This window comes from Rhizobacter sp. P2_G4 (assembly GCF_056403575.1).
In genome coordinates, this window is sequence record NZ_JBFUFG010000009.1 from 31,384 (window position 1) to 44,243 (window position 12,860).

Consider the following 12,860-nt stretch of genomic DNA (forward strand, 5'->3'; position numbering starts at 1 on the left):
TGACACAAGAGGTCTCATCGGTGGGTGTCGGGTTTGCGATAGGGTGAACATAGTTTACTAGGTTGACTATGTAGATGACAATGAGCACAAACCCTTCGGAGACTTTCTTGAGCACCGTTCACACCCGCATGGCTGGCGGTATCGCCGTCCTGACCATCACCAACCCGCCGGTCAATGCCATGAGCATGGCGGTGCGTGCCGAGCTGCTTGCCGCGGTGCAGCTGGCCTCGGCCGACGCAGCCGTAGAAGCCATCGTGCTGATCGGCGCGAACGACAAGTTCATTCCCGGTGCCGACATCCGCGAGTTCGGCAAGCCGATCACCGGCCCGAGCGGTCGCGACGTGATCGCCGCGATCGAGGCGTCGGCCAAACCGGTGGTGGCCGCGCTAGGTGGCAACGCGCTAGGCGGTGGGCTGGAGATTGCGCTCGGCTGCCACGCGCGTGTGGCACTGCCCAGCTGCAAGCTCGGCCTGCCCGAAGTCAACATCGGGCTGCTTCCCGGCGCAGGCGGCACGCAACGCTTGCCGCGCCTCGTCGGTGGCGCAAAGGCACTGGACATGATCACGACCGGCAAGCCAATCGGTGCCGCCGAGGCCCTGAAGTACGGTGTCGTCGATGAACTGGTCGATAGCGATCTGCTGGCCGGCGCCATCGCGTTTGCGCAGCGCATGCTTGCCGAGCGCAGGCCGCTGCAGCTTGTGCGTGACCGGACCGATCGCACCGGCAACATCGACCCAGCCCTCTTCACCGACATGCGGCAGAAGAATGCTCGCAAGTGGAAGGGCCTGATCGCGCCGCAACGCATCGTCGACTGCGTGGAGGCCGCGTGCACACGCCCGTTCGACGAAGGCTATGCGCTGGAAATGACGGCGTTCGACGAATGCAAGGTCAGCCCGCAGCGCGCTGCGTTGATTTATCTGTTCGGTGCCGAGCGTGACGTGGCCAAGATCCCGGGCCAGCCGGCGGACCTGCAGCCGCAGGCCATCCGTTCGGCCGCGGTGGTCGGTGCCGGCACCATGGGCGGCGGCATCGCCATGTGCTTTGCGAACGCCGGCATTCCGGTGTGGCTGCTCGACGCCAATGCAGAAGGCCTGGCTCGCGGGCGCGCGCTGATCGAGAAGAACTACGCCACCTCGGTGGCGCGCGGCAGCCTCACGCAGGCCAAGATGGACAGCGCGCTCGCGCTGATCACCGGCACGCTCGAATACACCGCCATCGCAGAGGCCGACATCGTCATCGAGGCCGCGTTCGAAGACATGGCCATCAAGCAGGGGGTGTTCGCAAAACTTGATGCTGTGATGAAGCCCGGTGCGATCCTCGCCACCAACACCTCGACGCTGGACATCGACAAGATCGCCGCTGCGACCGGCCGCCCCGAGAACGTGATCGGGGCGCACTTCTTCAGCCCCGCCAACGTGATGAGGCTGCTCGAGGTGGTGCGTGCCGCAAAGACATCGGCGCAGACCATCGCCACGACCATGGCGCTCGCGAAGGCGATCAACAAGGTAGGCGTGCTGGCAGGCAATGCCGACGGCTTCATCGGCAACCGCATTCTCGCGGTCTACGGGCGAGAGTGCGACTTCCTGCTCGAGGAGGGCGCCACGCCCTGGCAGGTCGACCGCGCGCTGCAGGGCTTCGGCTTCCCCATGGGGCTTTACCTCATGCGCGACATGTCGGGGCTCGATGTCGGTTGGCGCATCCGCCAGTACCGCGAGCAGTTTCGGGACAAGACGCTGCGCTACTCGCCGATCGCCGACCGGCTGTGCGAGCTCGGGCGCTTCGGCCAGAAGACAGGGCAGGGCTACTACAAGTACGACGGCCGAACCGGCACGCCCGACCCCGCGGTCGAAGTGCTGATCGAGCAGGTGGCGCGCGAGCGCGGCATCGCACGCCGCGCAGTAACTGACGACGAGATCGTCACGCGCGTGCTGACCGCGATGGCGAACGAAGGCATGAAGATCGTCGGCGAGGGCATCGCGCTGCGCAGCAGCGACATCGACGTGGCCTACGTGCACGGCTACGGCTTCCCGCGCCACCAGGGCGGGCCGATGTATTGGGCCGAACGGCGCGGCTGGGGCAGCGTGTACGAGACGGTACAGCAGTATCACGCGAGCCAGGGTGCGCTCTGGAAGCCCGCACCGCTGCTCGACGAGATGGCCGCCAGGGCGCGCAGCCTCGAGCGGGTTTGAGTTGCCGACCATGAACCACACCGGGTACCGACAGCTCGGCGTCAAGCGGCACGGCGCAGTCCTCCGCGTCAGCCTGAACGCGCCGGACAAGCTCAACGCCATCGGCTTTGACATGGAGTCGGAGCTGCTGCGCCTGTTCCAGGATTTGCGCGCAGACCGCGCGACATCGGTCGTCGTGCTCACGGGTGCCGGTAGGGCCTTCAGCGCCGGCGGCGACCTGAACCGAAGCCTCGAGATCCGTGCCGACAGCGCGCTGCTGAAAGAAGAGTTCGACCTTGCCCGGCGCTTCGTCAACACGCTGCTCGAGGTGGAGCAGCCCATCATTGCCCGCCTGAATGGCGATGCCATCGGCCTGGGCGCGACGCTGGCCCTGCTGTGCGACCTGACTGTCGCCGTCGACACCGCCCGCATCGGCGACCCGCATGTGCGCGTGGGCCTCGTGGCGGGCGACGGTGGCGCGCTCGCCTGGCCGCTGCTGGTGGGCATGGCGCGGGCAAAGCAATACCTGCTCGGGGGCGATCTGCTCGCCGCACCCGAAGCGCAGCGCATCGGCCTCATTAACTTCAGCGTGCCGGCTGCTGAGCTCGACGCGACGGTCGACCGCTGGGCGCAGCGATGGGCCGATGGCGCACGCCTGGCGATTCAATGGACCAAGGCGACGCTCAACCTCGCCTTGAAGGACCAGGCCGCCCGCGTGCTCGATGCCGGCCTGGCCTACGAAATTGCCTCGCTGCAGTCGAACGACCACCTCGAAGCCGTCCGTGCTTTCCACGAGAAGCGCGCACCACGATTTACTGGACACTGACCCGCATGCTCGAACTGCCGCCGTCCGACCAGCGCTGCCTCGACCCAGTTGAGACGATGCCGCGCCCGCTGTTGCTGGCCCTGCAGCAAGAGTGCCTGCTGAACATGATCGGCTACGCGTACGAACGCTCGGCCTTCGTGCGCCACCACTGGGATGCGGTCGGCCTTCGCCCGGGCGATGTGCGCAGCACAGCCGACTTCACGCGCCTGGCACCGCTGATGGACAAGGACCAGATGCGCGCGTGGCGCGAGCAGCACGACGACCCGTTCTGCGGGCTGTTGTGCACCGAGCTTGCCGAGTTGAGCTTCATCGGCTCGAGTTCGGGCACCACCGGAGACCCCACGCTGTTCGGCTACCGCTGGGGCCACGCCAGCGGCAACCTGCCTGCGGCACCGGGCCTGCCGGCCGATGGCCCGTCGAGCTACTGGGGCGGCACGCTGCGCGACTGGTGGGAGATCGGCTTGCGGCCCGGCGAGTACGGCGTGTACTTCGGGCTGCGCATGCGCGGGCCGATGTTCCGCCTGCTGCAGACGCTCGGGATCACGCCGATCATGCTCGGCTACGGGCCCGACGACGTACACCAGTTCATCGACCTGTCTCGCCGCTATCGGCCGACGGTCTTCTACGCGATGACGGCCTACCTTGGCGTCGGCCTGCAGGAGATCGAGCGCACGATGGGCATCGACATGCGTGACGTGTTCGCCAGCTACAAGGGAATCCTGTTCGCTGGGGGGCCGGTAGGGCCGAAGATGCGGCAGACATTCGAGCGCTGGGGCCTCGCCGGCAAGATCTTCAACCAGACGAGCTTCGGCGACCTCGGCCACGCGCACGATTGCCGCGAACACGACGGCTGTCACGCATGGGAAGACATTGGCGTGGCCGAGATCATCGACCCGGACACCGGCGTCACGATCGAAGGCAACGGCCGTGGCGAACTCGTCTGCACCTCGCTCGTCAACCCGATCGACCCGCTGATCCGCTACCGAGGTGGCGACATCGTCGACATGCGGCGCGACACCTGTGGCTGCGGCCGCACACATGCGCGCTTCACGCCAGTCGGGCGCAGCGCCGACGAGGCGCTGATCGGCGGGCGCTCGATCCTGCCGATGGATGTGTGGGGTGCGATCGAAGACGTGCCCGAGACCTCGAACGGGTTGTTCCAGATCGTGCGCTCGCAACGCGTGATGGACGTGCTGACGATTCGCGTCGGCTACAGCGGCACGCCTGAACTGTCCACGTTGCGCGAACGCGTTGCCGATTCGGTGCAGGCGGCTGTGGGGCTGCGACCGATGATCGAGCTGGTGCCCAACGAGCTCATCATGCAGTCGGGATCGCGGCACAAGATCCCGCGGACGGTGAAGCAATGAGCGCGTCACTGGATCGCCCTGAGGCTGCCGGCTCCCTTGCCGAGCGCTGGGCCATCGGCCTGCTGCGCCTGCCCGGCGGCTACCAGCCCTACACCGTGAGCCTGCGCGACATCGAACGCGACACCGCCTGGGCCAGCAAGGTTTTCGAGTTGCTGGGTGTGCGCCCCGGGCTGCCGCTGCATTTGATCGGAGCCGGCTGCGACAACGAGATCCTGTGGCCTTACGAGAACGCGTTGATCGGCATGAAGGTGCCATTCGGCGTGGCCGAACCGGTGGCGATCGACGCGCCGCGCAGCGACATGTTCCTGCGGCGCTTTCGCATGCAGGCGGTGTTGGGCCTGAGTGGCGAGCTGGTCGACGCTTTCATGGCGCTGGGTCGCGACCTGCAGGTGCTGCTCGGCCACTCGGTTGTCGCGGCAATGCCCGAGGCCTTGCCAGCCTTGCGTGCGGCTGGGCTCACACCGTGGACACAGCGGCAGATCGGTCCCATCTGCACATTTGAGTCGCCCATGGGCGATGGCGCACGCTTCGACGAGAGCGAGTGGCTGATCGAAGCGCCCGACGGCGAGCTGCTGCTCAGCAGCGTGGCGCCGCGCGCCTGCCCGTTCGTGCGCCTGCGCACTGGCGTGCAAGGCCGCGTAGAGCTGCACGGCGCCGCGCGGCGCGTGCACGTTGACTGACAAAGGCGCCACCGTGCTGCACTCGCTGACCTTGCATGATGTGCTCGAAGAGCACCGACGCTCACGGCCCGAACACCTGGCGGCTGTTTCCGAAGACCTGCGTCTGAGTTATCCGCAACTGGCCGATCGCGTGGTGCGCCTGGCCAATGCATTGCAGGACGCCGGTGTGGGCCGTGGCGACCGCATTCTCTGGCTGGCGCAGAACGATCCGGGCGTGCTCGAAGGCATCATCGCTGCGGGCATGCTGGGGGCGATGTTCTGCCCGGTCAACTGGCGTCAGACGGCCGACGAACTGGCTTTCGTGATCGACGATCTCGAGCCTCTCGTGGTGGTGTGGCAGCACGCTGAGATCGGTGCGGCGGCGCAGGCTGCGCGCGCGCAGGCCACCCATCGAGATGCGCTCTGGCTCGCCCTCGATGGCGGTGACGATGCGGGCGGCTACGAGGCCTTCGTCGCGAACGGCGCGCCCGCCGCGCGCAGCTACAACACCGATGCCGACCTGCCTGCGCTGATCATCTACACCGCAGCCTTCGGCGGCCGCCCGAACGGCGCGATGCTGAGCCAGACCGCGATGCTCTGGCAGAGCCTCGCACTCATCGATATTCAAGACTTGTCGGCCGACACGCGCTTCCTGAACTCGGGCCCGCTGTTCCACGTCGGTACGCTGATGGTCACGTTGGCGGTGTTTCACATCGGCGGCAGCAACGTGTTCATCCGCCGTACCGATGCACTTCAGATCGCGCAGGCGGTGCATCGCCACCGCTGCGACTATGCCTTCCTGATGCAGTCGCTGTGCCACGAACTGGTGGCGCTGAACCACGACAGCCGCTTCGACTTCAGCGGTCTGCGCACGGCCAGCGTCAGCCCGGAATGGGATGCGATGGTCACGGTGGTGCCGGCGCGCAGCCTGTTCGGCTACGGCCAGACCGAGGTGATGGGTCCGGTGGCGTGGAGCTACTACGGCTGGGGCCACAACACCGGCCTGAACGGCCGTACCGGGCCGGTCGCGCAAGTGCGCATCCTGGGCGAAGACGGTAGCGAGCTGCCGCCGGGCGAGACCGGCGAGATCTGCGTGCGCGGCCCGACGGTGATGCATGGCTACTGGCGTCGCCCCGAGCTGAATGCGCAGCGCCAGCGCGACGGCTGGCACCACTGCAACGACCTCGGCCGGCGCGAGGCCGACGGCTCGCTCAGCTTCATCGGGCCCAAGGTCCAGATGATCAAGTCGGGCGCCGAGAACATCTATCCGGCCGAAGTGGAAGGTTGTTTGCGGGCGCACCCGGCGGTGGCTGACTGCGGCGTGATCGGCGTGCCCGACGCGACCTGGGTGCAGAGCGTCAAGGCACTCGTCGTGCTGAAGCCGGGCGCGGGTGCGGCATCCGAAGAACTGATCGAGCACTGCCGGGCGCGCATCGCGTCATACAAGAAGCCGCGCTTCGTCGTGTTCGTCGATGCACTGCCGCGCACCGCCGGCGGCGCGCTCGACTACAAGGCCCTCGACGCTGCGCATGGCGGCGGAGGCTACCCCGGCGGCCTCACACGAGGCGCTTGAAGGACCCATGAGCACCCACGCACGCACCGCCACCATCGTTGGCGTCTACCAGACCAAACAGGCCCGCACGCTACCGGGCCGCACATCGCAAGACCTGGTGATCGAGGCCGTGAAAGGCGCGATTGCCGATGCCGGTCTCACGCCACGCGACATCGACGGCGCGGCCATCGACTGGCCGGGCCCGGGCGGCGCACCGCGCGATGCCGAGAACTGGGGCATGTACCTGAAGCGACCGCTGTCGTGGGTCGACAGCCACCACCTCGACACCGCTGGCGTGCGCGGCGTGCTGAAGGCCGCCGCTGCGGTCGAGATGGGCCTGTGCGAGACCGCCGTGGTCGGCAGCGGGCGTGCCGGGCCGTTCTCGACCGATGGCACGTCGCCCGGCGCCAACATGAACCTGGAGTTTGCCGAGCCCTATGGCAGCTTCGTGATGGCGCAGTTCGCGGTCGTCGCAACGCGCCACATGCATGAGTTCGGCACCACGCCCGAACAGATCGCGAGCGTGTCGGCCACGATCCGGAACCACGGCCACGTGAACCCAGAAGCCGTGATGTTCGGCGCCGGGCCATACACCGTGGCCGACGTGCTGGCCTCGCCGATGATCGCGAGCCCCTTCCACCGGCTCGACTGCTGCCTGATGAACGAAGGCGGCTGTGCACTCGTGATCACCACCGCGGAGCGCGCGCGCGATCTGGCCGCCCACCCGGTGCGGCTACTCGGTGGAGGCATGGAGTTCTTCCAGGGCAACTACGCCAACCCGCCGCTCTACCGCGACATGCGCCATCTCGGCAAGGGCGCCGTGCAGCGCGCATTCGGCCGGGCTGGCGTAACGCCGCAAGACATCGACGTGTTCTCCATCTACGACCCGGTGAGCTTCGAGGTGATGCGCCAGTTCGAGATGCTCGGCCTGTGCGGCGAAGGCGAGGGCGGGGCCTTCGTCGAAGGCGGCCGGCTGGACATTGGCGGCCAGTGCCCGACCAACCTCGACGGCGGCATGCTCGGTGGCAGCTGGACGGGCACCGGCCAGCTCACGCTGAAGGTCATCGAAGCGGTGCGGCAGCTGCGCCACGTCAACGGCGCGCGCCAGGTGCCCGATGCCAGGACTGCGTTCGTGAGCAACGCCGGGTCAGGTGCCCAGCACGTGGAACTGATGGTGTTGGGGAGAGATTGAGATGACGACCGACACCCCGTTCAGGCTTGCCCCGGGCGTGATGCCGACACCGACGCTGCCGGCCATCACCCCGCTGACCCGGCCCTTCTGGGACGCCGTCGCACAGGGCCGGCTGATGCTGCCCTTGTGCAATGCCTGCAAGCGCCATTTCTTCCGCCCCGAGGTGGCTTGCACGCACTGCTTTGCGACCGACTGGCAATGGGTCGAGGCGAGCGGGCGCGGCTGCCTGTACAGCTACTCCGTGCTGCACAAGGCGCCGGCACCGGGCTTCCAGGTGCCGCTGGTGCTGGCGGTGGTGGAGCTCGACGAAGGGCCGTGCATGTTCTCGAATGTGGTCGGCGTCGAGATGGAGAACATCCGCATCGGCATGCCGCTGCAGGTTGCGTTCGAGCAGGTCGCCGCTGGCATCTTCTTGCCGAGGTTTCGGGCCGTTCGGTAGGTCGTGCCTTCTCGATGTCGGTGCGTCGCGTCCATCACGGCGCGGACGAGAATGGGCCAACCGTTATGGACGGGGCCTCTGGCTTGCGATGTCTATGGGACGAAGATGACAACGAGCTCCATGCTGTGCGTGCCGTCGTTCTTCAGCGAGGCAGCGCCCGAGTGCTCCAGCAGGTGAAAGCCGCCCGTGGCGCAACTCATCTTGTTGTCCTGCCGTGAGCCGCGCGTTGGCGTCATCTGTCCTTCCGTCAGGCATACCAAAAAGGGCGTCCGTGGCTGCAGGAATTCGATGGTCACGTTGCGGAACGGCGCGCCGCCGCGCAGCAGCACACGGTGGACGTACGAGGCGACGACTTCGATGCCTAGAAGCTGTCTATGGCCGCCTAACTTCCTGGCGCGGCCTCTCACCACCACGGGTACTCAGGAGCCGTGGCCGAGCCATTCCGACAGCCGATGTTCGCAAGTCTTGAAAACGACGTAGGCAATGCAGCTCACAAAGCCTTGCGCGAGAAGTTCGACCAATTGAAGAAATGCGCCGTCCATCAAAGCCATCAACCCGTAGTCGCGCAACAGCCGCAAGTTCGCCGACAGCAGATTGACGAGATTGAAAGTTCCCAGCGCACCCACGAGGAAGCTCATTCCGAGGACGACGAACGTCAGCCACAGCCGAGACAGCACGACTCTTTGGAACTGTGTGTTGATCATGTGTGCCCGCCAGTTGCCTGCCCGTACGTCGTTGCGGTCGGCGATGAACTTACAGGTGCCCACATGGGACGGTCACTGACGCTCCTGAGTTTGGAGTAGTGCGGTGAGATACCTGCAGGCCACCGGTCGCTAGTGTCAGGAACTGGGTCGACTCCGGACGTTGATTTAGCCCGCAGGAGGATCGACTGAGAACTCAGAACAGGGCGGAGGAATTCGAAATTCGGTGAGACTGCCATAGCAATGCGGACTTCACAGTCCGCATCACGCTGCTACGTCGCCGACACCTTCCCGCCGACAGCCACCTCTCGCACCGAACTCCGTACCCGCACCGGCAGGCATGCCGTGACGATCAGGCTCAGAACGCACAACCCCGCCACCACCGCGAGCGTGAGCGCGAATGCCGAGGGGGCGGGGTACCTGCCTGGCCCGTGCGCCGAGTCGCTCACGACGGCGCTGGCCAGCATCAGGGCGATCACCTGCGAGCCTACGGCGTTGAACACATAGCGGATGACCGACGACACGCCGGTGACCTCGCTGGTGCGGTCGGGAGGTGCGACTTCGACGATCAGCATTGGGGCCGCCGCATAGGCCATTGCCATGCCGATGCCTTGCATGACGACCATCGCCGCAACGAAGGGCAGCGAATCATGCTGCAACGCGATGCCGCCCCAGCCCAGCAACTGCAGGCCGCAGGCCAGCAGCGCGGGAACGCGTGCGCCGAAGCGTGCCGCGAGTGCGCCGCAGCCGGGGCCAACGAACATCGCAAGTGCCATCGGCGGGGCGAGGATGAGGCCCGCCGTCGTGGCGCTCAGGCCCAGCCCCACGCCGGTCCACTCCGGTTGCTGCAGCAGCAGCGACAGCAGCAGACCCGACTGCAGGGGTCCGAGGGCAAGCAGCACCACGCCGATGTTGGCCAGCGCGAGTTGGCGGTGGCCGAGCAGGCGAACGTCGATCAGCGGGGTGCGGATGCGCAGCTCATGCCACACCCAGATGCCGAGGGCGCTGATGCCGCAGATGAGCAGCACCAGCGTGCGCATGTCACCCCAGCCCCAGGCCTTGGCCTGGCTCAAGGCCACGAGGATCGCGGCGATCGACGGCACCAGCAGCAGCGCGCCGAGCCAGTCCACCGGCTCGTTCGTTTTCGCTTGGACGGAACGCGGCACGCCGAACCAGACGGCGGCGAACGCGAGCACGGCGGTGGCCGCGCCCACATAGAAGATCCAGTGCCAATCGAACCGGTCAACCAGCACCCCCCCGATGAAGATGGCCGCGCCGCCTGACACGAAGGCCGCTGCCGAGACGACGCCGATGCCGAACGGAACCCTGCGCTCGGGCAGGCTCTCGCGCACGAGGCCGAAGCACAGCGGCATCACCGCGCCCGACATGCCCTGCACCGCGCGGCCCAGGATCACCACCGGTGCCGTGGTGGCCCATGCGCTGATCAACGAACCGAGGCACGCCAGCACGAGCACGATCAGCAGCAGCCGGCGGCGCCCAAACATGTCGCCCAGGCGTGAGCACACAGATGCCGATGCCGCGGCCACGAGCAGGAAGGCGGTGACGACCCAGCCAACCAGCACCGGGTCGCCGAACTCGCGGTAGAACACGCGCATGGCGGCGAACACCATCGTCGCCTCGACCGCGCTGACGATCTCGGCGAGCACGAGGGCGGCAAGCACGACGCTGCTTCGGGCAGGCTGGATCATTTTGGGGTCTCCATCGCGCTGTCGTAGAACTTGCGCCCGGCGCGTGCGCGCTCGACCAGACCGGGGGGCGGCGTGAAGCGTACTCCGTGCTTGCCCGCCAGAGTTTCGGTTTCTGCCAAGAAGTGCACCAGGCCGACGGTCTCGACGTACGAGAGCACGCCGCCGGTCCATCGCGGGTAGCCGATGCCGGCCAGCGCGCCGACATCGGCCTCGGCGGCAGTGCTTGCCGTGCCGTCGTCGAAGCAGCGGATGCCTTCGAGTGCGGCGGCGCAGAGCAGGCGCCGAGCCAGTGCTTCGGTGTCGATGCCACCGTTCCCTGCCGTGGCACCCATGGATTCAGCAGGCCAAGGCAGGGCGGACCAGTCTGCGCTGCGGGCTGCCTGCTCGATCGCGGCCGGGGCGACGCCTTCGTCGAGCAGTGCAGCAACTTCTTGTTCACAGGCCCGCCGCAGGCGTTGCACATACGGGCCGGGCGGGCCGGCGAAGCGCTTCGCGAGCTGGCGGTGGACAAAGCCGCTGCGCATCAGGTTGCGAGCCACTGCGCTTGGCAGCAATGTCGCGGAACAGCCCGACTCGACGCGCAGGCCGTCTTCGATGGCGAGCGGCAAGCCGTCTCGCACCGCATCGAACAGGGCCAGCGGCGCCGGGTAGCGGCCGTGAGTGCGTTCGAGCAGCGCGGCACGTTCGGCCGGCCAGTCGAAGCCACCATCGGTGGCGTGGTAGCCGGGTGCGTCCCAGGGCTGCACGGCCTTTGGGTGGCTGCGCACCCAGTCGCGTGCGGTGTTTACGAGCCGGTCGTGCGGTACCACTTGGTCCACCGCTCCGCAGGCCAGCGCCTCGGCAGGGCGGAGGCGGCGACCTTCGAGCATCAGCGCCAGCGCGGGCGCCACGCCGATGAGCCGCGGCAGGCGCTGTGTGCCTCCGCCGGCGGGCAGCAGGCCGATCGTCACTTCGACCAAGCCGACGCGCACGTTCTCGTCGTCAGCGAGCACGCGGTGTTGGCAGCACAGGCACAGTTCGTAGCCGCCACCCAGCGCCACGCCGTTGATGGCTGCAGCGATCGGTTTGCCGCAGCGCTCGATGCGGTGCAGGTCCACGTTCCAGCGGTGGCTGATCTCGAACGCCTCGGCTTCGGTCATGCCGCGGTCGTGCGCACCGACGAAGTCCTTGATGTCTCCACCGGCGACGAAGCTGCCCGCCTTGCCCGAGGTGAGTACCGCGCCGGTGATCGACGGGTCGGTGGCAACTCGGTCGAGCGCCGCCATCAGCTCGGCAATCAGCTCCGGCGAGGTCACGTTCATCGTGCGTGCAGGATCGTCGAGCGTGATCAGCGCGATGCCGTCGGCATCGACATGCAGTGTGACGATTGGCAGCGGCGCAGGCATGCGAGTCGTGCTCAGCCGTTGAAGTCGAGCGCCTGCTCGGGCAGGAACACGCGGTCTTCGGCAGCGGCCAGTGCGTGGGCATCGAAGTCGGGCCCGTTCGGCACGCCGGCCGATGCCACCATCTTGAGCTCCATCACCTTGCTGCCCGAGGCGAACAGTGTTTTGTTGGTCTTGCTGCCGGACAGCCGGCTCACCATGTACAGCACCACCGAGGCCACGCGGTCAGGCGACCAGTTGGCCACCATCTCCGCCGTCATCAAGCCCTGCGTCATCGGCGTGGCGGCGGCAGGGCACAAGGTCCACACGCGAATTCCGTACTTCTGTCCTTCGAGCGCGAGGCAGTTCGAGAAGCCCCAGATGCCGGCCTTGGCCGCGCCGTAGTTGGTCTGGCCGAAGCTGCCGCCCAGGCCCGACGATGAACTGGTGTTGACGATCACGCCGGCGCGCTGCTGCTCCTTCATCCAGCGGAACACCGGCTGGGTGACGCAATACGTGCCCTTGAGGTGGACCTTGACCACGGCGTCCCAGTTTTCCTCGGCCAGGTTGGCGAAGCTCTTGTCGCGCAGGATGCCGGCGTTGTTGACCAGGATGTCGACACCGCCAAAGGCTTCAAGCGCTGTTTTCAGGATTGCTTCGCCGCAGGCGACGCTGGCCACGTCCATCACGCAGGTCACGGCCCGGCCGCCGCTGGCCGAGATCTCGGCCACGACCTTCTGCGCTGCCTCCGCGTTCATGTCGTTCACGACGATGGCCGCGCCTTCGCTGGCCAGCAACCGTGCATAGCTGCGGCCGAGGCCGCCGCCTGCGCCGGTGATGATGGCCACCTGGCCGTCGAGCAAGCCCATGGAAATCTCCTTGATGT

12 protein-coding genes are annotated in these 12,860 nt (G+C 67.1%); 7 read left to right on the top strand and 5 right to left on the bottom strand.

What is annotated here, in order from left to right; genetic code table 11:
* The first annotated feature begins 80 nt into the window (after nucleotides 1-80).
* From AC1DYS_RS25125 to AC1DYS_RS25155, 7 genes are read left to right on the top strand one after another with little or no spacing between them, the layout of a single operon-like run.
* Complete coding sequence (locus AC1DYS_RS25125) at nucleotides 81-2,189, top strand: 3-hydroxyacyl-CoA dehydrogenase NAD-binding domain-containing protein (RefSeq protein ID WP_477904247.1); 2,109 nt, start codon at nucleotides 81-83, stop codon at nucleotides 2,187-2,189.
* A gap of 10 nt (nucleotides 2,190-2,199) precedes the next feature.
* Nucleotides 2,200-2,994, top strand: a complete 795-nt coding sequence (locus AC1DYS_RS25130) for an enoyl-CoA hydratase/isomerase family protein (protein ID WP_477904249.1) — start codon at nucleotides 2,200-2,202, stop codon at nucleotides 2,992-2,994.
* A gap of 5 nt (nucleotides 2,995-2,999) precedes the next feature.
* The gene (locus tag AC1DYS_RS25135) at nucleotides 3,000-4,361 is read left to right on the top strand and encodes a phenylacetate--CoA ligase family protein (RefSeq protein WP_477904251.1); all 1,362 of its coding nucleotides are present in this window, start codon (nucleotides 3,000-3,002) and stop codon (nucleotides 4,359-4,361) included.
* Nucleotides 4,358-5,041 (top strand): hypothetical protein, encoded by a 684-nt coding sequence (locus tag AC1DYS_RS25140; protein WP_477904253.1) that lies wholly within the window; start codon nucleotides 4,358-4,360, stop codon nucleotides 5,039-5,041. The genes AC1DYS_RS25135 and AC1DYS_RS25140 overlap by 4 nt, the downstream gene beginning before the upstream one ends.
* Nucleotides 5,034-6,593 (top strand): AMP-binding protein, encoded by a 1,560-nt coding sequence (locus AC1DYS_RS25145; RefSeq protein ID WP_477904255.1) that lies wholly within the window; start codon nucleotides 5,034-5,036, stop codon nucleotides 6,591-6,593. Before AC1DYS_RS25140 ends, AC1DYS_RS25145 begins: the two co-directional genes overlap by 8 nt.
* 7 nt (nucleotides 6,594-6,600) lie before the next feature.
* A complete protein-coding gene (locus AC1DYS_RS25150; protein WP_477904257.1) occupies nucleotides 6,601-7,764 on the top strand; it encodes a thiolase family protein in 1,164 nt (387 codons plus the stop codon).
* A gap of 1 nt (nucleotide 7,765) precedes the next feature.
* Nucleotides 7,766-8,203 (top strand): Zn-ribbon domain-containing OB-fold protein, encoded by a 438-nt coding sequence (locus tag AC1DYS_RS25155; RefSeq protein WP_477904259.1) that lies wholly within the window; start codon nucleotides 7,766-7,768, stop codon nucleotides 8,201-8,203.
* A gap of 92 nt (nucleotides 8,204-8,295) precedes the next feature.
* Here the strand turns inward: AC1DYS_RS25155 and AC1DYS_RS25160 are convergent, their stop codons facing one another.
* From AC1DYS_RS25160 to AC1DYS_RS25180, 5 genes are all read right to left on the bottom strand, one after another.
* Nucleotides 8,296-8,616 carry a hypothetical protein gene (locus AC1DYS_RS25160; RefSeq protein ID WP_477904261.1) on the bottom strand — a complete coding sequence of 107 codons (321 nt, stop codon included), beginning with the start codon at nucleotides 8,614-8,616 and terminating at the stop codon, nucleotides 8,296-8,298.
* Nucleotides 8,617-8,622: 6 nt separating this feature from the next.
* Entirely contained in the window at nucleotides 8,623-8,907 is a 285-nt protein-coding gene (locus AC1DYS_RS25165; protein ID WP_477904263.1) for a hypothetical protein, read from the bottom strand.
* 269 nt (nucleotides 8,908-9,176) lie between these two features.
* Complete coding sequence (locus AC1DYS_RS25170) at nucleotides 9,177-10,613, bottom strand: MFS transporter (RefSeq protein WP_477904265.1); 1,437 nt, start codon at nucleotides 10,611-10,613, stop codon at nucleotides 9,177-9,179.
* On the bottom strand, nucleotides 10,610-11,998 hold the full coding sequence (locus tag AC1DYS_RS25175) for an enoyl-CoA hydratase-related protein (protein ID WP_477904267.1): 1,389 nt from the start codon (nucleotides 11,996-11,998) through the stop codon (nucleotides 10,610-10,612). Before AC1DYS_RS25175 ends, AC1DYS_RS25170 begins: the two co-directional genes overlap by 4 nt.
* An 11-nt stretch (nucleotides 11,999-12,009) precedes the next feature.
* Entirely contained in the window at nucleotides 12,010-12,843 is an 834-nt protein-coding gene (locus AC1DYS_RS25180) for an SDR family NAD(P)-dependent oxidoreductase (protein WP_477904269.1), read from the bottom strand.
* Nucleotides 12,844-12,860 lie beyond the last annotated feature (17 nt).

Coding starts and splice junctions, on each gene's coding strand:
- AC1DYS_RS25140 (WP_477904253.1), top strand. CDS start 4,358: ATGAGCGCGTCACTGGATCGCCCTGAGGCTGCCGGCTCCCTTGCCGAG.
- AC1DYS_RS25175 (WP_477904267.1), bottom strand. CDS start 11,998: ATGCCTGCGCCGCTGCCAATCGTCACACTGCATGTCGATGCCGACGGC.
- AC1DYS_RS25180 (WP_477904269.1), bottom strand. CDS start 12,843: ATGGGCTTGCTCGACGGCCAGGTGGCCATCATCACCGGCGCAGGCGGC.
- AC1DYS_RS25125 (WP_477904247.1), top strand. CDS start 81: ATGAGCACAAACCCTTCGGAGACTTTCTTGAGCACCGTTCACACCCGC.
- AC1DYS_RS25170 (WP_477904265.1), bottom strand. CDS start 10,613: ATGATCCAGCCTGCCCGAAGCAGCGTCGTGCTTGCCGCCCTCGTGCTC.
- AC1DYS_RS25155 (WP_477904259.1), top strand. CDS start 7,766: ATGACGACCGACACCCCGTTCAGGCTTGCCCCGGGCGTGATGCCGACA.
- AC1DYS_RS25130 (WP_477904249.1), top strand. CDS start 2,200: ATGAACCACACCGGGTACCGACAGCTCGGCGTCAAGCGGCACGGCGCA.
- AC1DYS_RS25135 (WP_477904251.1), top strand. CDS start 3,000: ATGCTCGAACTGCCGCCGTCCGACCAGCGCTGCCTCGACCCAGTTGAG.
- AC1DYS_RS25150 (WP_477904257.1), top strand. CDS start 6,601: ATGAGCACCCACGCACGCACCGCCACCATCGTTGGCGTCTACCAGACC.
- AC1DYS_RS25165 (WP_477904263.1), bottom strand. CDS start 8,907: ATGATCAACACACAGTTCCAAAGAGTCGTGCTGTCTCGGCTGTGGCTG.